Source organism: Novosphingobium barchaimii LL02, from assembly GCF_001046635.1.
In the GTDB taxonomy this organism is placed as follows: domain Bacteria; phylum Pseudomonadota; class Alphaproteobacteria; order Sphingomonadales; family Sphingomonadaceae; genus Novosphingobium; species Novosphingobium barchaimii.
In genome coordinates, this window is record NZ_KQ130454.1 from 218,102 (window position 1) to 235,644 (window position 17,543).

The following is a 17,543-nucleotide window of genomic DNA, read 5'->3' on the forward strand; positions in this document are numbered from 1 at the left end:
GATTAACCCCTACCCTTCCTGCTTGCTGAGCGCGGTCACGAGAGCTGACAGACCTACCGAATTCGAGCCTTTGACGAGGATGGCATCATCCCGCTGCAGCCCGAACGCGCGCAAGGTTTCGACAGCTTCCCGCACGCTTGGGCAATGCGCGAAGGGCGCGGTTTTGCCAAGGTCGGACGCGCCGGATTTCCCCAATTCCGCCGCTAACGCTGCCATTTCCTCGCCCACCAGCAGGGCGTAGTCGACGCCTGCATCGCGGATCGGCTCGGCCAGCGCGGCGTGATAGTCGGGGCCGTGGCTGCCCAGTTCCTTCATCGCGCCCAGAACGGCGATTCGCCGGCGCGCCGGCGTGCGGCCCAGCTGCGCCAGCGTGGCCCGCATCGAGGCCGGATTGGCGTTGTAGCTTTCGTCGATCAGCAGGGCCTTGCGCTGCCCCTGCGCATCCGGCTCGCCGCCCTCGACGTCGATTTCCACACGGGCGCCGCGGCCGGGCATTCCGCCCATCTCGGCCAGCGCGACACCGGCAGCGCCCAGGTCGCCCTTGACGGCGCGCACCGCCGCCATGACGGCCAGCGAGTTGATGACCTGATGCTCACCCGGCGCGGCGACGGTGTAACACACGCGCCGGTCGCCCATGTCGACGGTGACGAGCGAGCCGCCGCCGATCGCGGGCACCGTGTCGAGCAGCCGCACGTCGGCATCGGCGGCCTTGCCGAACGAGACGACCGTCGCCCCGCAGGCCAGCGCGCCTTCGCGCAGGCGCGCATAGTGCGGGCTGTCGATGGGAATGACGGCGGTGCCGCCTTCTTCCAGCCCCTGGAAAATCTCGGCCTTGGCGTCGGCGATGGCCTCTTCCGAGCCGAGCATCTCGATGTGCGCGGGCGCGATCGTGGTGATGACGGCAACGTGCGGACGGACCTGACGGGTCAGCGCGGCGATCTCGCCCGCGTGGTTCATGCCCATCTCGAACACGCCGAAGCGGCTGCGGCCGGGCATCCGGGCCAGGCTGAGCGGCACGCCGACGTGGTTGTTGTAGCTCTTGACCGAGCGGTGCGCATCGCCCCGGCTGGAACGGTCGAGCGCGGCGAAGATCATTTCCTTCACGCCGGTCTTGCCGACCGATCCGGTGACGCCGATCACCGGACCGCGAGCGCGGGCGCGCGCAGCGGCGCCAAGGCGCTCCAGCGCTTCCATGGTATCGGCAACGAGGATGTGCGGGCCGTCCACCGGGCGGTCAACCACCACCGCGGCTGCGCCCTTGGCAAAGGCCATCTCGACGAAGCGGTGGCCGTCCATGGTCTCGCCCTTGAGCGCGAAGAACAAGTCGCCGGGCTGGACGTCGCGGCTGTCGATTTCGACGCCCGAGACGGTGAATTCGCCGCCCGGCGCTCCGTGCACTTCGCCTTTCACGGCGCGCGCGATGGCGCCTGCGTCCCACAGGACGTGAAGGTTATCCTCTGCCGCATCGAGGGGCCAATCGAGGATCCGGGCAACAGCTACCATCGTCGTTCTACCTTCCCAGCGAGCCAGCCATTTCCCTGGCCACGGTGACATCGTCGAATGGCAGCACGCGCATATTGTCGCCGCTGCCGATGATTTGCCCCTGTTCGTGCCCCTTGCCGGCGATGAGGACCACGTCCCCCGCCCCGGCCTCGGCGACGGCAAGGCGGATCGCCTCTCGCCTGTCGCCCACTTCCCGCGCCCCTGCCGCCATGCCCGCCAACACCATGGCGCGGATGGCGGCGGGGTCTTCCCCGCGCGGATTGTCGTCGGTGACGATGGCGAGGTCTGCCCCCTCGCTCGCCACCCGGCCCATTTCAGGCCGCTTGCCCTGGTCCCGGTCGCCGCCGGCGCCGAAGACCGTAATCAGCTTGCCCGTGACATGCGGCCGAAGCGCGGCAATCGCCGCCTCCAGAGCATCGGGCGTATGCGCATAATCGACATAGACCGGCGCGCCCGAAGGCGTGATCGCCGCCCGCTCGATGCGCCCGCGCACCGTGACGAGACGCTTCATCGCATCGAACGTCAGGTGTTCGTCGCCGCCGCAAACCAGCACCAACCCCGCCGCGACAAGCGCGTTGGCGGACTGATAAGCGCCGATCAGCGGCAGGTCGATCAAGCGCGCCTTGCCGAGGTATTCGATCTCCAGCTTCTGGCCCAGTCCGGTCGGCGTGCGGCTGACGAGGCGGATATCCGCGCCCTTCGCGCCTACCGTGAACACCTTGAGACCGCGCGCTTTCGCGTGGGCAATCGCCTTGTCCGACCAGGCATCGTCCGCCCAGACCACTGCGGAACCGCCGTCAATCACCACTTCGTCGAACAGGCGCATCTTTGCGGTGAAGTATTCGTCCATCGTCGCGTGATAATCGAGATGGTCGCGGCTGAGGTTGGTGAAGGCGCCCGCAACCACGCGCGGCCCCTCGCTGCGGAACTGCGACAACCCGTGGCTCGATGCCTCGTAGGCAACGTGCGTCACGCCTTCGCGCGCCAGGCCGGAGAGGTTGGCGAGGAACGTGGCGATGTCCGGCGTGGTCAGTCCGGTCGAGACGGTCTCGTCGCTGGTGGTGACGCCCAGCGTCCCGATGGAGGCGGCGCGCTGGCCGGCCATGCGCCAGATCTGGCGGACCAGTTCGACCGTGGAGGTCTTGCCGTTGGTCCCGGTCACCGCCACCAGCGTTTCGGGCACAGGCGCGAAGAACGGCGCGGCAAGGCGTGCGAACAGGCGGCGCGGCTCGGCATCGGCGAAGTGGATCGCGCCTTCGACCACGGCGTCCGGGTGCGCGACCACGGCCACGGCCCCCGCCTTCACGGCAGCGGCTATATAGTCCTCGCCGTTGAAGCGCGCGCCGCGAAAGGCCCCGAACACGGTGCCGGGTGCCACCTTGCGGTGGTCGATGGCAAAGCCGGTCACGTTGGCGTCGGCGCCTGCCGGGGCGATGCCGGCGGCGGCGCACAGCGCGTTCAGTTTCATTCTCCGTCGCTCCCTTGCGGAACCAGCGGCTTGAGATCGCTGATGTCGATGTCGCGCGTTTCGTCGGGCATGATGCCCAGCAGCGGACCGATGCGCGGAACGACGCGCTGGATGACCGGCGCCGCGTTCCAGGCGGCGGTACGCTGGTACGAGGTGGCTGCAGTGCCCTGCGGTTCGTCCATCATCGCAATGACCACGAAGCGCGGCTTGTCCATCGGGAAAGCGGCGGCGAACGTCGCGATCAGCGAGTGGTGGCGATAGCCGCCCGCACCCGGCTTTTCGGCCGAACCGGTCTTGCCGCCGACACGGAAGCCCGGCGCATCGGCCTTCCGGCCCGTGCCGTACTGGACGATCATGCGCAAAAGCTGGCGGATGCGCGCACTGGTCGATGCCTTGAACACGCGGCGGCCTTCCGGAATCTCGGAAGCGCTCAGTTTCTTGAGCGTGGCCGGGCGCCAGATGCCGCCGTTGACCAGCGCCGCATAGGCAGAGGCCAGGTGCAGCGGTGTCACCGCGATGCCGTGCCCGTACGCCACGGTCATGGTGCGCAGGCGCGGCCATTCGCCGCTCGGCCAGATCGGGAAGCCTTTCGCTGGCAGTTCCACGTAAGGGCGCTGGTTCATTGCCAGCGCTTCCATGGTCTGCTTCAGCCGCACGCCGCCCAGTTCATCCGCGATCCGCGCGGTGACGGTGTTGGACGAATGGATCAGCGTCTCGGGTACATTGAGCGAGGAGCCGTAGTTGTGCAGATCATGAATCGTGAACCGGCCGACGTGCAGCGGCGTCGCGGGCCATTGCTTGCCCAGATCCGACACGACACCGGCGTCGATCGCGGAGGCCACAGTGATCGGCTTGAACGTTGAGCCCAGCTCATACACCTGGTTGGTCACGCGGTTAAAGCCGTGCGGAACGTCGCCATTGGCGGCTTCCTGCGCCGAGATCACCATGTCAGTCGGCTTGACGTGGTTGGGATCGAAGGACGGCAGCGACGCCAGTGCCAGGATTTCGCCCGTGTCCACGTCCAGGATGACGCCCGCAGCACCCTTGGCGTTACTAAGCGTGATCGCGGTGGAGAGTTCGTCCTCCAGCGCGCTCTGCACACGGAAATCGATAGAGAGTACCGATGGCGTGGTACGCCCGTCATGGCTGATAAGCTGGTCGTTGAACGCCTGCTCCATGCCGACCTTGCCATGACCATAGCTGTCGACATAGCCCAGCACGTGCGCCGCCATCGAGCCCTGCGGGTAGAATCGCGTCGCCTCCAGCGGGAATTCCAGCGCCGGTTCGCCCAGCGCGTGCACCTTGTTGGCGTCTTCCGGCAGGATCGACTTGCGCAGGTATCCCGGCTTGCCGGCGCGCAGCTTGGCGATCAGCTCGTCCCGGTCGAGATCGGGAAAGATACGTACCAGCCGACCGGCGACTTCCTCGGGGCTCTGGATCAGCGCCGAGCCTTCGGTCATCGCCTTGGGATTGAACCATAGCGAGTAGACGCGAAAATCGCGCGCCAGCGGCACGCCGTTCCGGTCGACGATCTCGCCCCGGTTGGGGATCAGCAGATCGCCCAGTTCGCCATGACGCGCGGTGACGCCGGTGAAACCAAGGTACGTGATACGCGCCAGTGCGCCCACCGTCACCAGAACGAAGACGCCCAGAATCCACAAGGTGCGCAGCTTCGCCACCAACAGCGAACGCTGGCGAACGTTGACGAGCTTGCGCCGGCCGGTCGAGACAGTCGTCGGGATCGAGCCGAGGGAGAAGGACGCCTGGGCGTTCACTGCTGGGCAGCCTCCGCCACTTCGATGCGGGCCAGACGCTTGCCAATGGCAGCGGCATCACGCGCAATCGCCTCGCGCTCGGGGTCGCGCCCCTTGCTGCCGGGCTTTTCCGTGCTTTCCGGCAACGCGGCGGCAGTCGCGCCCGTCACCGGAGAGACCATCGCCAGCAGCGACGAGCCATCGCCATCCTCGGGCTTTTCGGCATTGGCGTAACGGATTGGCTGCGGCGCGCCGGGACCGGCAGCAGTGCCCAGCGCAGCGAGTTGGCGCTCACCCTCGATGTACTGCCCGGCGATCGGCGCCTTGTAGCCGAACTCAAGATCGTTGAGCTGCTTGAGCGCCTGCTGGTTGGAGCGGGTCTGGAACTCGGTCTCGAGGAAGTCGATGTCCTGCTTCACCCAGACCATCCGCTTTTCGGTATCGTGGACCTGGCTTTTCACCGCGTTGACGCGCAGCGTGAGGCCGATCGACACCGCCCCGCAGATCACCAGCACGGAAATCCAGCCGATCGAACGGACGCGGTCACTGGTGAAGTTCATGCGGAATTCCTTTGGCTGGGGGCACCATCGGTATTGCGGGGGAAAGCATCGGTGCGCACGGCGCTGCGCAAAGTGGCCGAGCGTGAGCGTGGATTGATGGCAAGTTCCTCGTCGCCGGGACGCACAGCCTTGGAAAGCTGGGCGAATGGCGCGGGCGCGGCAGTGGCCTGCGGAAGGTGGCGCGAGGTGGTCTGCCCGGCGCTGCTGGCATCGCGCAGGAAGCGCTTCACCTTGCGATCCTCAAGGCTGTGGAACGTCACCACCGCAAGGCGGCCGCCCTCTGCCAGCAGCGTCTCCGCGCCGGAAAGGCCCGCATCGAGTTCGTCCAGTTCGCCGTTCACGTGGATGCGGATCGCCTGGAAGCTGCGGATCGCCGGGTCTTTCTGGACCCCGCCGCCCTTGTAGGCAGGGTTGTAGCCCAGCGCCTTGCGCACCGCGCGGGCCAGATCCATCGTCGTCGCCAGCGGACGCGCCGCCACGATCGCACGGGCGACCCGGCGCGACTGGCGCTCCTCGCCATACAGGAAAAGGACGTCGGCGATCGCGGCCTCATCGGCCTCGTTGCAGAAGTCGGCGGCGGACATGCCGTCCTGGCTCATGCGCATGTCGAGCGGGCCATCGGAGCCGAACGCGAAGCCGCGCTCGGACTGGTCGAGTTGCATCGAGGACACGCCGATATCCATCACCACGCCGTCGACCCGGTCGATATCGACTTCGGCCAGGCCCTCGACCATTTCGGAAAAGCGCCGCGCGTGCAGCACCAGGCGCGGCGGCGTCTCTGCCAGTTCCGGCCACTTTTCGGGGTTCGCGCGGATGGCGGCGATGGCGTCGGGATCGCGGTCGAAGGCGTGCACCGTCGCCCCCGTGTCGAGCAGGCGGCGGGTATAGCCGCCCGCACCCAGCGTCGCATCGACGATGATGTCGCCGCCCCGGGGGTTCAGGGCGGCGACAACCTCCTCAAGGAGCACGGGGATATGAGGCTGATCGGGGGAACTCACTTCTTCTTCGCCTTGGTAATTTCGGCTTCCGCCAGAGAGCGGCACGTCGCGATCGCCGCCTCGAAATCAGGGTCGTCGCCGAGGGCGTAAAGCTCCTCGGGGTTCCAGATCAGGATCCCGGACCGGCCGATGCCCTGGAAAAACAGCTCCTCGCCAAAGTTGGCGAGGCTGGTCAGGGCATCCGGCATGGTGAAACGGCCGCTGCCGTCGAAGGGCACCTGCTGGAAATTGTAGAGCTGCATCGCGCGCTTATCGCGGTTGAAGGCCCGTCCGGCAGTGTCCGCACGGGTCTGTTCGGCTTCAAGCTGGCTTTCGAATTCATCGACGCGCGACAGGCCAAAGCCGACGAGGCACTTCCATTCGGAATGCTTGGCAAGACACAGGACGTCCTTGCCGCTCGAATCGCGCACGGTCGAGCGGAGGACGTTGGGCAGCACGAAGCGGTTCTTGTCGCGTAGAAGCGAAAAGCCCTGCCCGCTGTAAATGAATGGCTGCCCCGCCATATCCGCCTGTTTTCGCCCCAGAGGTGGTGACCGTCCCGGACATGACCGTGCCCCGCCCAGCCGCACACGCGTGCGTTCGGGCTTCCGCACCTGAACAAGACGCGGCAAGACTCAGCCATTCCGATTGGCTGTTCTTCTATATCGGGAAATGTGGGGATTAAAGGGAAATATGGGGATCAGCGGTGATTTATCCGCCGAAATGAGCAGTCGCCGATGAACCGAGCCGGAGACCGCTTGTGTCGTCTCGTGCGCTTATAGCGATAAATCCCTTGAATCACAACGGTTTTGTCGAGGATTCAGGCGCATCCCCGGTGATCCCCGGATCGACCCCATCCATCCCCATCATTTACTGGCGCGCGCCGAATCCGACAGCCGGTCCAGCAATCGCCCGAGAATCGCCTGCCGCTGCGCCAGACCTTGCGAATCCTCGGAAATTTCCAGCAGTGCCGCGTCCGCAAGCGCGATGACCCGGCCCTTCCCGGCAATGCAGTCCGCCAGCAGGCCAGCGGCCTCAAGCCGGCAATGGGCAACTGCATCCCGCACTTTCCCCGATTTCCCGCCTTCCTCGGAATTCCCCGCAGCACGGAAGAATCCCGGCAAATTCACCGGCACATCTCCATCGGGCAGGCGCACGGTATGCTCGCCTGCGGGCTGGGCGTCGTCGAACGCCAGTTCCAACCCCCAGCGGCCTAGTATGGGCGAGAGCATCGCGATGTCCTGCGGACGGCGGGGATCGCCGGGGGCGAACCGGGAATGCACGGTGAGCATCGGGTCCGCCAGCAGCAGCACGCGCCCGCCGGCCTGCACCCAGGCGTCCAGCGCCACGTTCTCCTGCGGGGTGAGCGGGCGGGGCTGGGCCAGAACCAGCACCGCGCCTTCAGGAAGCCGCAGCGGCGCCAGCGTATCGAGCGGGGTTACCGGGCCGCGTCCGCGCAGAACCTCAAGCGCCCAGTGCGGCGCGCTTTGTTCGGCCAGCAAACCGCGAATGTCGGGGCTTTCATTCCAGGTAATCGGCAGGCTGGTGTAGAGCCCGATCACCGCAGAGCCCCGCGGTAACGCCGCATCGCGCTTGCCGCACCCGGCAAGCGCGAGGACGGCAAGCAGGATCAGTTCAAGGCGCGGCCGGCGCACCCGGATCACCCGAAGCGTCCGGCGCCGGAGACGCAGCCGGGCTGGGTTCAGCAGCGGGAACCACACCGATATCGGCCAGAGGATCGCTTGCCGTCTTGGTGGGCTTGGCGTCCACCGCGACGACCTGCTGAATCGGGTCCTGAGTATCAACCAGCCGCAGCCGGTCGCGGATGATATTTGCGAGGCCCACGATCAACAGCATCGCGCAAAGACCGAAGAGCCCGATCTGCAACCTGTGTACGCCCTGAGAGCGCAGTTCGCGCGCAGACGGCGGCACGAAGTGCGTAGGCACCTGCAGGGGTTCGAGGATACTTTGCGTGTCGACCATAAAAGGCGGAATGTTTCCTGCCATAGACGGACCGTTTACATCACTTCGCCAGCCAGGGGAAGACCGGCAATCCCTTCGCTTCCAGCCATTCGGCATTGTAGAGCGAGGAGAGGTACCGGAAACCCGTGTCGCAAAGGATCGTCGCCACGCGGGCGTCCGACTTGCCTTCGGCCACCAGCTTGCGGCCCAGCGCCACGGCGCCGGCCACGTTGATGCCCGAGGACAGGCCCAGGCACAGCCCTTCCTCACTCAGCAGGCGGCGGACCCATTCCAGCCCCTCCTCGTCGGAAACGCGGAACTGGGTATCGACCGGCGCGCCTTCGAGGTTGGCGGTGATGCGCCCCTGCCCGATGCCCTCGGCCACCGAGGAACCCTCAGCCTTGAGTTCGCCGTGCGCGTAATAGTTGTAGAGCGCTGCGCCGTAGGGATCGCTGAGCGCGATGGTCACGTTTTCATCGAAGGCCTTCAAGCCCATGCCGACGCCCGCGAGCGTACCGCCGGTGCCGGCCGCACAAGTGAAGCCGTCGACCCGGCCTTCCATCTGCGCCCAGATTTCCGGCGCGGTGCTTTCGATGTGGGCCTTGCGGTTGGCGATATTGTCGAACTGGTTGGCCCAGATCGCGCCTTCGGTGTCCTCGGCCAGGCGGCGCGAGGTATGGACGAAGTGGCCGGGGTTCGAGAACGGCGCGGCGGGAACCAGAACCAGTTCGGCGCCCAGCGCGCGCAGGGTGTCCATCTTCTCTCGCGACTGCGTCTCGGGCATGACGATCACCGTCTTGTAGCCCAGCGCATTGGCGACGAGCGCCAGGCCGATGCCGGTGTTGCCGGCCGTGCCCTCGACGATGGTGCCGCCCGGCTGCAGTGTCCCACGGGCCTCGGCATCGCGCACGATCCACAGCGCCGCACGGTCCTTCACAGAGGCGCCGGGGTTCGCGAATTCGCACTTGCCCCAGATTTCGCATCCGGCCGCCTCGCTCGGCCCCTTGAGGAGGACGAGCGGGGTATTGCCGATGAGGTCGAGCGTGGAAGGCTGCGCCTGCGGCGCGACAGTCTTGGATGAGGTCATGGCGCGAGAGTTAGGAACCTCTTCGCCAAGGTGCAATTGATTTGCGCCTTGCCCAGCACAAATCAATGCCTTCGGCCCTCAGTCTTCCTGCGCGATGGTGACCTTGCAGCCTTCGAGGGCCGAGGTGATTGCCACCTGGCACGACAGGCGCGAGTACTCGTTGCGGTGGTCGGAGCTGTCGAGCAGGTCGTTCTCGTCCTCGCTCATGGCGGGCAGCTTGTCCATGAATTCGGGGGCGATGTGGACGTGGCAGGTAGCGCACGAGCAGCAGCCGCCGCACAGCGCCAGCAGTTCATCGAAGCCGCCATCACGGATGACTTCCATCAGGGTACGGCCCTCGGGAGCCTCGATGTTGGATTCTTCACCCGACTGATTGACGACGATGATCTGCGGCATGGCTCTCGATTCCCCTTTGATACATCCTGTATCACAAATGCTGTTGTATGCGCACTTCCCGCAGGCTGCTAAAGGCTGCGACCCTCTTTTGCAAGGTAGCCAAAAACCATGGGTTTGACCGCTGACGAACTCCGTTCGGGCCTGGATGCCATTGCCCGAATCGAACCGTCGATAGCCCGCGCCCTCGAAGTGGCCGGCTATCCTGAGCCGCGCATACGGCCGACCGGTTATGCCACCTTGCTTCGCACGATCGTCGGACAGCAGGTGAGCGTGGCGGCAGCCGCCTCGGTGTGGACCCGGCTGGAAACGCTGCTTGGGGAAGGCATTCATCCCGAAACCCTGCTCGCCGCCGAATTCGACGCCTTGCGCGGCTGCGGTCTCTCGCGCCAGAAACAGGGCTATGCGCGCTCACTGTGCGAACTGGTGATCGCCGGCAGCCTCGACTTCAACGACCTGCCAACCGACGACGAGGAAGCCATAGCCCAGCTCGTACAGATCAAGGGCATCGGCCGTTGGTCGGCGGAGGTCTACCTGCTCTTTGCTGAGGGCCGCCCCGACATCTGGCCCGCCGGCGACCTTGCCGTTCAGGCAGGCTTGCACAAGCTGCTGCGCCTGAACGAGCGGCCGAGCGAGAAGCTGACCCGCGAACTGGCGGAAAGCTGGCGCCCTCACCGGGGGGCGGCGGCGATCTTCACCTGGCACTGCTATAACAATCCGGCGCTGTAAAATATGGGGTGAAATAGTTGTGCCAGGCATGAGGCCAGCGCAGCGTCTCCAACACGTGGATCTCAGGTTCCAAGGGGCAGTTCGGCTTCGGCCAGTTTGACGCGCGCCTCCTGAAGTTTAGCCTCGCGCTTCGCAATCTTGTCAGGATCGCCGCCGCGCCGTGCTTTTGCCAACGCGGCTTCCCTTTCCGCCACTTCTTCCGAGGCCTGCCTTATGTCCCGGGCACGCTCGGCCTCCAACGAAGCGGCGGTGCAGTTGCGCCGGCTTTCCCGCAACGCCTTGTTCAAGCCGTCAAGTTCGCGGCTATGACCCTGAGTCTTCGCCGTAAAAATCCGGCGCTCGATATCCTGCTGCTTGGCCACGCACAGGGGCGATGGCTCGGCAGCCAGAACCGGACTGCTCGCAAGCAAAGCCAGCGCACCGAAGATGCCAATTCTCATGGCCTCTCACACAACCCCGTCGATGAACTTCGCCAGCGCCACGTCGCGAAGGCTCAGTCCTTCGGCATCGTGCGTGGTCAGCGTGATGCGCACCTTGTTGTAGACGTTGAACCACTCGGGATGGTGATCGACCTTCTCTGCCTGGATCGCCACCCGGGTCATGAAGCCGAAGGCCTCACCGAAATCGGCGAATTTCAACTCTCGCACGATGGCAAGGCCGTCCGCGCGCAGGGACCAGCCCGGCAGGCTTTTCAGCGCATCGCCGCGTTCGGCGTCGGTCAGGCGGGCAATGGGCATCGAGGTCTCCTTGGCAGGTGAGCGGGTTTCTCCTATCGCTCGGCCCCATGCAAGAGGCCGCCCTTTCCCCAACGTCCATCGCCGTGACAGATCTGGCGTGCCGCCGGGGCGACAGGGTGCTGTTTTCCCGCCTTTCCTTCCGCCTGAACGCAGGAGAGGCGCTGCAAGTTGCCGGCCACAACGGCATCGGTAAATCCAGCCTGCTGCGCATCATCGCCGGCCTTGCCCCCGCCTTCGCCGGGTCGGTCAGCGTGGAAGGGAGCGTCGGCCTGATCGACGAACGCCCTGCCCTTGATCCCGCCCTGCCGCTCGGCCGCGCACTGGCGTTCTGGGGCGCGCTCGACGGACTGGGGAAAAGCAGCCAGGCGAGCGGCGATCTTGCCCGCCTTGGCCTCGCCTCCCTGCTGGATGTGCCGGTGCGCTATCTCTCCACCGGGCAAAAGAAGCGCGCCGCGCTCGCCCGGCTGCTCGGTCAGAAATCGCGGGTGTGGCTGCTCGACGAGCCGCTCAATGGGCTGGACGGCCACGCCGTGGAGCTGGCCGAAACAATCACCGAGCAGCACTGCGCCGCCGGGGGGATCGCCGTGATCGCTTCGCACCAGACGTTCCGGCTTGCCGCGATGCGCGTACTGCCGCTGTCCGACTTCGCCTTACAGGAGCGGGCCGCATGACCGGCCGGATCACTGCCCTGCTGCGCCGTGACCTTACCCGCCTCCTGCTGAGCGGCCGCGGCGGCGGGGCCATGCTGCCGGTGCTGTTCTTCCTTTCCGTGGCGATGCTCTATCCCTTCGCGGTCGGGCCGGACGCCCCGCTGCTGGCCCGCACCGGCGGCGGCGTGATCTGGGTCGCCGCCCTGCTTGCCGCGATCCTGCCGCTCGACCGGCTCGTCGAACCGGATATCGAACTCGGCATGTTCGACCAGTGGGCTCTGCGCGGCATTTCCGAGGAACTGGTGATCGCCGTGCGCGTGATCGCCCATTGGCTCAGCTTCGGGCCTCCGCTGATGCTGGCCGCTCTCCCCGCCGCCGCGCTGTTGGGGCTGGACGCAAAGACCCTGCGCGTGGTCGAGATCGGGTTGCTTGCCGGCACACCCGGCCTCGCCGCCCTGGGGGTGACTGTCGCCGCGCTGACGGCGGGCCTGCGCGGCGGGGCGGCCCTGTCGGGCCTGCTGGTGATCCCGATGGCAGTGCCGGTGCTGATTTTCGGAGCCGGCAGTCTGGGCACCGGCGGCGCAAGCGGCCTTGCCCTCACCGCCGCCGCCAGCCTCGTCCTCATCGCCATCGCACCCTTCGCGGGCGGAGCCGCCGTTCGCGCCGCGCGCGGATAGGCCCGGCAACATCGCTGCTGCGTTTGGCGGCCACGGCGCGCCCGCGCATAGTGCCCTGCACGAACCGGACAAACCCGGTCGGCGCGGTTCGCGCAGGAGGATAACCACTACAATGACGCAGCCCACGACCGGCCGGTACGAATTCGACGCAGATGCACGCCTTGCCCAGACGGTAACGCACGGCCCGCGCTATGCGCCCCTGACCCTTGCCGAGGTCAGCCCGGAAGGGCAGGAACAGGTCGATGCGATCCGCGCCGCCTTCTCCATCCCCGAAAGCCGCCCCTTCCCCGACGTCAGCCTGATAACCCTTCGCCACCCGGGCATGTTCAAGGGCCAGATGGTGCTGGGTATCGAACTGGCCGCGAGGGGCACCATACCCGCGCGCGACCGGGAACTGGCGGTCCTGCGCCTCGCCCTGCTGGCCCGCGCACCGTTCGAGTGGTGCGAGCATGTCGACATCGGCAAGGCCTTCGGCATCACGCTTGAGGAAATCGAGCGCGTGATCGACGGCTCCGAAGCACCGGGCTGGACGCTTCACGAATCGGCCGTGCTGCGCGGCGTCGAGGAATTGCTGGCAGACCACTGCATCGCCGACGCAACCTGGGATGTACTGGCGCAAACTTACGATGAAAAGCAGATGCTGGAATATCCGATGCTGATCGGTTCGTACCTGATGACGGCGCTCCAGCAGAACTCGCTCAAGATCCAGCCCAAAGGCGGATTCGATTATCGCTGATTCTCATCATCAATGAGAGGATGAGTCTGTGGATAAGTGCGGCAGAACCTGTGCGTCCACCGGCATGACTACGCAGCGTCCTCCAAGCGCCCAGCTTTAGTCCCGGCGTTTGGTTGCCGCGGCTTATAGCAGCCCGCGCCCACACGGTCCCGATCGATGCCAGGGCAGCGCATAGCTTGAGAGAAGCCCCCGATTTCCGCCGGTCCAGCGGCTTCCTGTGACCTTCGGAAAAAAAGGCCGGGGCGAGCAAGGCAAGGAGCCGCCCCGGCCAAAGGTCACAGGATGGGAAGAACGCCCCATGACAAGCGTTCCTCCGGGCTTGGTGCAGGCTTGACGAGAGGAGCAAGCCGCGCAACAGTAGCTAATGATAATCATTCGCATATGCAAGCCCTAAGGAGTCACTGCATGTATCAATACGTCGACCGCCCGCTCGCCGCCCTCGACGAAGGCTGCCGGTTCCTCGTCTGGTCCATGCGCGCATGGGTTACCGCGATCGGCCAGAAGCGCTGCCCGGCGCAGCTTCTCGCCCCCGCATTCGCCCGCTGGCGCATGATCGGGGGGCTACAGCCATTTCACCGCGCGATGATGCTGCTCAACCGCGATGCGCTGGATACGCTGGCATTCTGCCCACTGGGATGCAGCCATGTGTCCGAGCATGAGGCGGTGATTCTCGAACTCATCACCAGCCTGCGGGACCGCGGTCCCACCGCGACTCGGGAAACGCTGGAACTGGTGGTGAGCGAAGACAGCGTTGGCGACCTGCTGGAAACGCTTTCGCGAATCGGCGCTGCGCTGGCCATCGCAGGCATCTTTCCCGGTGAGCCCGTCGCCAGCCCCAGCACCGGCGCGAATCACACGCGCCCCCACTGAGAGCCTGAGGCCCGCGCATTTCGGAGGGTCAATCCAGCGGGGCGACATCCACCGAGGCGAACATCGTCTGCCCCGCCGATCCCCGGAACGTGCCGTCCAGCGGCGCCACGTCGGAATAATCGCGGCCCATACCCAAAAAGATATGGTCGGTATCGGCCAGGCAATCGTTGGTCGGATCAAAGCCGATCCAGCCCAGTTCCTCGCCGCACCACAGGTTTACCCAGGCGTGCATCGCGTCGGCACCGACGAGGCGTTCCTTGCCCGGCGGCGGCAGGGTGCGCAGGTAACCACTGACATAGGCCGCCGGAATGCCATGCGCTCGCGCCGCGATAATCATGACGTGGCTGAAATCCTGACACACCCCATGCCGCTTCACGAACGCTTCCAGCGGCGGCGTGTCCGTTTCGGTCGCGTCGGCATCGTAAGTGAATTCTTCGTGGATAGCGCCCATCAGCGCGCGGCCCGCCGCCATCACCGGCATCGCCTCATCCAGGAAGGACCCCGCCCACTGCGCGATCCGTGCCTCGGGCTGGGCGATCGGCGAGGCGAAGATGTATGAGGCGGGAGCAAGGTCGGAAAGGTCCGGCTTCTTCATCGCCCGCTCGCGCAGTTCGGCCAGTCCCGGCCCTTCTGCATCGCGCACGAAGAAGGGCAGCGCCTCGACCTCAACGGTGAAGCGGCTTTCGATGGTCAACTGCCTGGTCGGCTCCCGCAGGGCGAACCGTGCCTCGTTGACGTGGTAGCCGCCTGGCGCCTCGATCACCTGCCCCGGCTGCGGATCGACTTCAAGGGTATAGTCCGAAACGCTCTGGCCCGCCCAGTCCGCCGGGCGCAGCCGCAGGTTGAATTGCGCCATGCGCACGGCCTGCGCGTATTTGAGCGTGGTGATATGGTTGACCGAATAGCGCATTACAGAAGCCGCGAACGCCTTTCCGCTTCTTCGGAATCGAGTTGCAGAAAATAGCGCGCCGAAATCGCGTCCGACAGGCCCAGCAACTGGTCCTCTATTCCCTCAAGCCGCTCCGGCGTCATTTCCGATGCGGTCGCCGCCTGCAATTCGCCCAGCAAGGCGCGGGCGGCGCGCAGGGGCGCTTCGGGAATGTTGTCGTCCCGTAAACTGGGCAGCGCGGCGAGATGGTCGACGATCTCGTCCACCTGGAACACCAGCGCGCGCGGGTTGTCGGGGTCCAGCAGCACCAGATCGCGCACCGGGTTGGCAACCGGCCCGGTCAGGTAACGGCTGCGATAGATGATCTGGCTGTCGCACAGGTCCAGCAGCAGGCCGAGCGCAGCGACAGGATCGCCGTCTGCGGTTCCAGCGGTCAACTGGCGCGCCATGCGGCAGATTGCCTGCGCGCGCTCAAGCCGCTGGCCGATTTCGAGGAAATGCCACGCGGCGGAACGCACCATGTTCTCGGAAATCAGGCCGGCAAGCGCGCTGAAATGCTCGGTCAGCCAGCGCGTGTTGGTCAGCATGGATTGAGGCTGATCCACCTTGATCGACGGCATCGGGCGGCTGACGATCCGCCAGAAATCACGCGCAAGGCGTTCGCGCAGCGCCATGCCTACCTGCTGGCGCCGCCGCATCAGCGAGGCGACGCCGCTGGGCAGCCGCGTTTCGGTAAGCGCGCGGGCACAGATCTTGGCGACCGAAAGCTTCGCCGTCTCCGGGCTGATCGCCCCCCAGTGCAGCAGCAGCGCGGTCAGGCGCGGCAGCACCCCGCCCTCTTCGCTGGGGCTGGAATCGCTCTCCGCCGGGCTGGCAAGGATTGCCCGCACGATCCGCACCATCGTCTCGGCACGTTCGTTGTAACGGCCGAACCAGAACAGGTTGTCCGCCGCCTGGCTGGCGAGGATGCCGCCACCGCGCGAGATCGGCGGTTCGCCCGCCACGCGGCTGCCGAGGTGGTGGCTGGTCGGCTTCTCGTCGACGATCCACAGGTCCGCCGACAGGTCGCCCGCCCCCATCAACGACGTGGGCAGCGCCGAATTCGACGACAGGCGCACGAAGCCGCCCGGCATCACGCTCCAGCCGCCATCGGGACCCCGGGCCACGAAGGCGCGCACAGTAAAGGGACGGGGTACGATCTCACCGTCGATGATCGCCGGAGTAGTGGAAAGGCGCACGATTTCCTGCCCGCAATAGTCCATCGGGCGGCGCCACAGCGCGTCGATAATCGCCGCGCGCCGGGCGGTGCTCAACTCGGCCCCGGCGACCGGATCGCGGCTTTCCAGCCCCTCGATCGGCTGGCCGAACGCGGGGAGCAACGCCAATTCGTCCAGCCGAGCGGCGACGGTGGAGCTTTCCACCGCCTGCCCGCACCACCAGGTGGCGACATTGGGCAGGATCGGCGCCTCGCCCAGCAGGACACGGCACAGGCGCGGCATGAACGCGGCGAACGCGGCTGATTCGAGCACTTCGACGCCCGGCCAGTTGACCATCTCCACCCCGCCGCCGGCCCAGGCATCGAACAGGTTGGAAACGCCAAGCTGCGATTTCGCATCGAACGAAAGCGGGTCGAGCGCGGTGGTGTCGATCCAGCGCCAGAGAGCATCGACGCGCTTCGGCCCTGCGATTGTGCCCACATAGAGCCGGTCATCCAGCACGGTAAGGTCGCGCCCCTCGACCAGCGGCAGGCCGAGGTAACGAGCCAAATGCGCCTGCTCGGCATAAGTCTGGTTGAAGCGGCCGGGGGTGAGCAGCGCGATGCGCGGGTTCTCGCGGCGGCAGGCGGCGGCCATGCCGGCCTGCATCTGCGAGAAGAAGTCGGAGAGCCGGCGCGCATGGGCGTCGGCCAGCAGATTGCCCACCGCCCGCGACATCGCGAGCCGGTTCTCCAAGGCATAGCCGACACCGCCAGCCACGCGCACGCGGTCCTGAAGAACCCGCCACTGCCCGCCCGGTCCCCGCGCAAGGTCGGCGGCGTAGACGTGGATGAAGCGCCCGCCCGGCGGACTGCGGCCAATCATCTTTCGCGCGAAGAACGGGCTTCCGGCCACCACTGCGGCGGGCAACTGCCCATCCTTCACCAGCTTCTGCGGGCCATAAATGTCGGCGGCAAGCGACTCCATCAGTTCGGCGCGCTGGACGAGGCCGCGTTCGACTTCTGCCCATTCGTCAGCCCCGACGATCAGGGGGATGGCATTGAGCGGCCAGGATCGCTCGTCCTCGTCCCCGGTGAGGCGGAAGGCGAGTCCGAGATCGGCAGCGTGGCGCGCGGTTGCGTCCTGAAGGGCGGAAGGATCGCCATCGGTCAGCGCGGCAAGGCCGGAGGCGACCTTGTGCCAGCACTCGGCCACCACTGGCGAGGCATCGCCGTAGAGGTCGCCGCCCGATCCCTTCGCGGCATAGTCGTCAAGCCAGCCGAGCGGCGGCGCGACTTCGGGCCTGGTGCTCATGCACAGCGTCCCCGACTTGATCCCGCACCGCCGACCGGGGC

At 66.3% G+C, this 17,543-nt stretch carries 19 protein-coding genes; 5 read left to right on the forward strand and 14 right to left on the reverse strand.

What is annotated here, in order from left to right:
* Window positions 1-9 precede the first annotated feature (9 nt).
* From V474_RS11545 to V474_RS11590, 10 genes are all read right to left on the reverse strand, one after another.
* On the reverse strand, window positions 10-1,503 hold the full coding sequence (locus V474_RS11545) for a UDP-N-acetylmuramoyl-tripeptide--D-alanyl-D-alanine ligase (RefSeq protein ID WP_059151646.1): 1,494 nt from the start codon (window positions 1,501-1,503) through the stop codon (window positions 10-12).
* A gap of 7 nt (window positions 1,504-1,510) precedes the next feature.
* The gene (locus V474_RS11550; RefSeq protein ID WP_059151647.1) at window positions 1,511-2,971 is read right to left on the reverse strand and encodes a UDP-N-acetylmuramoyl-L-alanyl-D-glutamate--2,6-diaminopimelate ligase; all 1,461 of its coding nucleotides are present in this window, start codon (window positions 2,969-2,971) and stop codon (window positions 1,511-1,513) included.
* Complete coding sequence (locus tag V474_RS11555) at window positions 2,968-4,746, reverse strand: peptidoglycan D,D-transpeptidase FtsI family protein (protein ID WP_059151648.1); 1,779 nt, start codon at window positions 4,744-4,746, stop codon at window positions 2,968-2,970. The genes V474_RS11550 and V474_RS11555 overlap by 4 nt, the downstream gene beginning before the upstream one ends.
* Window positions 4,743-5,285, reverse strand: coding sequence for a hypothetical protein (locus V474_RS11560; RefSeq protein WP_059151649.1), 543 nt, complete (start codon window positions 5,283-5,285; stop codon window positions 4,743-4,745). Before V474_RS11560 ends, V474_RS11555 begins: the two co-directional genes overlap by 4 nt.
* Window positions 5,282-6,283: a 16S rRNA (cytosine(1402)-N(4))-methyltransferase RsmH gene (rsmH, locus tag V474_RS11565; protein ID WP_059151650.1), complete on the reverse strand. Its 1,002-nt coding sequence runs from the start codon at window positions 6,281-6,283 to the stop codon at window positions 5,282-5,284. Before rsmH ends, V474_RS11560 begins: the two co-directional genes overlap by 4 nt.
* Entirely contained in the window at window positions 6,280-6,786 is a 507-nt protein-coding gene (locus V474_RS11570; protein ID WP_059151651.1) for a division/cell wall cluster transcriptional repressor MraZ, read from the reverse strand. Before V474_RS11570 ends, rsmH begins: the two co-directional genes overlap by 4 nt.
* 342 nt (window positions 6,787-7,128) lie before the next feature.
* Window positions 7,129-7,917: a DUF4350 domain-containing protein gene (locus V474_RS11575; protein WP_148649372.1), complete on the reverse strand. Its 789-nt coding sequence runs from the start codon at window positions 7,915-7,917 to the stop codon at window positions 7,129-7,131.
* Complete coding sequence (locus V474_RS11580; RefSeq protein WP_059151652.1) at window positions 7,898-8,245, reverse strand: hypothetical protein; 348 nt, start codon at window positions 8,243-8,245, stop codon at window positions 7,898-7,900. The genes V474_RS11575 and V474_RS11580 overlap by 20 nt, the downstream gene beginning before the upstream one ends.
* 40 nt (window positions 8,246-8,285) lie before the next feature.
* Window positions 8,286-9,311 carry a cysteine synthase A gene (locus V474_RS11585; protein ID WP_059151653.1) on the reverse strand — a complete coding sequence of 342 codons (1,026 nt, stop codon included), beginning with the start codon at window positions 9,309-9,311 and terminating at the stop codon, window positions 8,286-8,288.
* Between the two features lie 78 nt (window positions 9,312-9,389).
* Window positions 9,390-9,707: a 2Fe-2S iron-sulfur cluster-binding family protein gene (locus tag V474_RS11590; RefSeq protein WP_059151654.1), complete on the reverse strand. Its 318-nt coding sequence runs from the start codon at window positions 9,705-9,707 to the stop codon at window positions 9,390-9,392.
* Between the two features lie 108 nt (window positions 9,708-9,815).
* Between V474_RS11590 and V474_RS11595 the strand changes: the two genes are divergently transcribed.
* Window positions 9,816-10,433, forward strand: a complete 618-nt coding sequence (locus V474_RS11595) for a DNA-3-methyladenine glycosylase family protein (RefSeq protein ID WP_059151655.1) — start codon at window positions 9,816-9,818, stop codon at window positions 10,431-10,433.
* A 62-nt stretch (window positions 10,434-10,495) separates the two neighbouring features.
* On the opposite strand, the gene V474_RS11600 is transcribed toward V474_RS11595, so the two are convergent.
* Both V474_RS11600 and V474_RS11605 read right to left on the reverse strand, forming a co-directional pair.
* Window positions 10,496-10,873 (reverse strand): DUF1090 domain-containing protein, encoded by a 378-nt coding sequence (locus tag V474_RS11600; protein ID WP_059151656.1) that lies wholly within the window; start codon window positions 10,871-10,873, stop codon window positions 10,496-10,498.
* A gap of 6 nt (window positions 10,874-10,879) precedes the next feature.
* Window positions 10,880-11,170, reverse strand: a complete 291-nt coding sequence (locus V474_RS11605) for a 4a-hydroxytetrahydrobiopterin dehydratase (RefSeq protein ID WP_059151657.1) — start codon at window positions 11,168-11,170, stop codon at window positions 10,880-10,882.
* A 47-nt stretch (window positions 11,171-11,217) separates the two neighbouring features.
* On the opposite strand from V474_RS11605, the gene ccmA reads away from it, so the two are divergent.
* The 4 genes from ccmA to V474_RS11625 all read left to right on the forward strand — a co-directional run bounded on the left by ccmA (window position 11,218) and on the right by V474_RS11625 (window position 14,103).
* Complete coding sequence (gene ccmA / locus V474_RS11610; protein WP_059151658.1) at window positions 11,218-11,841, forward strand: heme ABC exporter ATP-binding protein CcmA; 624 nt, start codon at window positions 11,218-11,220, stop codon at window positions 11,839-11,841.
* A complete protein-coding gene (locus tag V474_RS11615) occupies window positions 11,838-12,497 on the forward strand; it encodes a heme exporter protein CcmB (protein ID WP_059151659.1) in 660 nt (219 codons plus the stop codon). The genes ccmA and V474_RS11615 overlap by 4 nt, the downstream gene beginning before the upstream one ends.
* Before the next feature lie 112 nt (window positions 12,498-12,609).
* Window positions 12,610-13,233 carry a carboxymuconolactone decarboxylase family protein gene (locus V474_RS11620; protein ID WP_059151660.1) on the forward strand — a complete coding sequence of 208 codons (624 nt, stop codon included), beginning with the start codon at window positions 12,610-12,612 and terminating at the stop codon, window positions 13,231-13,233.
* Window positions 13,234-13,638: 405 nt separating this feature from the next.
* On the forward strand, window positions 13,639-14,103 hold the full coding sequence (locus V474_RS11625) for a hypothetical protein (RefSeq protein WP_059151661.1): 465 nt from the start codon (window positions 13,639-13,641) through the stop codon (window positions 14,101-14,103).
* A gap of 28 nt (window positions 14,104-14,131) precedes the next feature.
* Here V474_RS11625 and V474_RS11630 read toward each other — a convergent pair whose 3' ends face one another.
* Together V474_RS11630 and V474_RS11635 are read right to left on the reverse strand one after the other, a co-directional pair.
* The gene (locus tag V474_RS11630) at window positions 14,132-15,013 is read right to left on the reverse strand and encodes a transglutaminase family protein (RefSeq protein ID WP_059151662.1); all 882 of its coding nucleotides are present in this window, start codon (window positions 15,011-15,013) and stop codon (window positions 14,132-14,134) included.
* Entirely contained in the window at window positions 15,013-17,502 is a 2,490-nt protein-coding gene (locus V474_RS11635) for a circularly permuted type 2 ATP-grasp protein (protein WP_059151663.1), read from the reverse strand. Before V474_RS11635 ends, V474_RS11630 begins: the two co-directional genes overlap by 1 nt.
* Between the last annotated feature and the right edge of the window lie 41 nt (window positions 17,503-17,543).

Excerpts from the sequence above, each read along its gene's own strand:
- V474_RS11590 (WP_059151654.1), bottom strand. The coding sequence starts at position 9,707 with ATGCCGCAGATCATCGTCGTCAATCAGTCGGGTGAAGAATCCAACATC.
- V474_RS11605 (WP_059151657.1), bottom strand. The coding sequence starts at position 11,170 with ATGCCCATTGCCCGCCTGACCGACGCCGAACGCGGCGATGCGCTGAAA.
- V474_RS11615 (WP_059151659.1), top strand. The coding sequence starts at position 11,838 with ATGACCGGCCGGATCACTGCCCTGCTGCGCCGTGACCTTACCCGCCTC.
- V474_RS11620 (WP_059151660.1), top strand. The coding sequence starts at position 12,610 with ATGACGCAGCCCACGACCGGCCGGTACGAATTCGACGCAGATGCACGC.
- V474_RS11630 (WP_059151662.1), bottom strand. The coding sequence starts at position 15,013 with ATGCGCTATTCGGTCAACCATATCACCACGCTCAAATACGCGCAGGCC.
- V474_RS11600 (WP_059151656.1), bottom strand. The coding sequence starts at position 10,873 with ATGAGAATTGGCATCTTCGGTGCGCTGGCTTTGCTTGCGAGCAGTCCG.
- ccmA (WP_059151658.1), top strand. The coding sequence starts at position 11,218 with ATGCAAGAGGCCGCCCTTTCCCCAACGTCCATCGCCGTGACAGATCTG.
- V474_RS11545 (WP_059151646.1), bottom strand. The coding sequence starts at position 1,503 with ATGGTAGCTGTTGCCCGGATCCTCGATTGGCCCCTCGATGCGGCAGAG.
- V474_RS11625 (WP_059151661.1), top strand. The coding sequence starts at position 13,639 with ATGTATCAATACGTCGACCGCCCGCTCGCCGCCCTCGACGAAGGCTGC.
- V474_RS11595 (WP_059151655.1), top strand. The coding sequence starts at position 9,816 with ATGGGTTTGACCGCTGACGAACTCCGTTCGGGCCTGGATGCCATTGCC.
- V474_RS11585 (WP_059151653.1), bottom strand. The coding sequence starts at position 9,311 with ATGACCTCATCCAAGACTGTCGCGCCGCAGGCGCAGCCTTCCACGCTC.
- V474_RS11635 (WP_059151663.1), bottom strand. The coding sequence starts at position 17,502 with ATGAGCACCAGGCCCGAAGTCGCGCCGCCGCTCGGCTGGCTTGACGAC.
- V474_RS11550 (WP_059151647.1), bottom strand. The coding sequence starts at position 2,971 with ATGAAACTGAACGCGCTGTGCGCCGCCGCCGGCATCGCCCCGGCAGGC.
- V474_RS11580 (WP_059151652.1), bottom strand. The coding sequence starts at position 8,245 with ATGGTCGACACGCAAAGTATCCTCGAACCCCTGCAGGTGCCTACGCAC.
- V474_RS11560 (WP_059151649.1), bottom strand. The coding sequence starts at position 5,285 with ATGAACTTCACCAGTGACCGCGTCCGTTCGATCGGCTGGATTTCCGTG.
- V474_RS11570 (WP_059151651.1), bottom strand. The coding sequence starts at position 6,786 with ATGGCGGGGCAGCCATTCATTTACAGCGGGCAGGGCTTTTCGCTTCTA.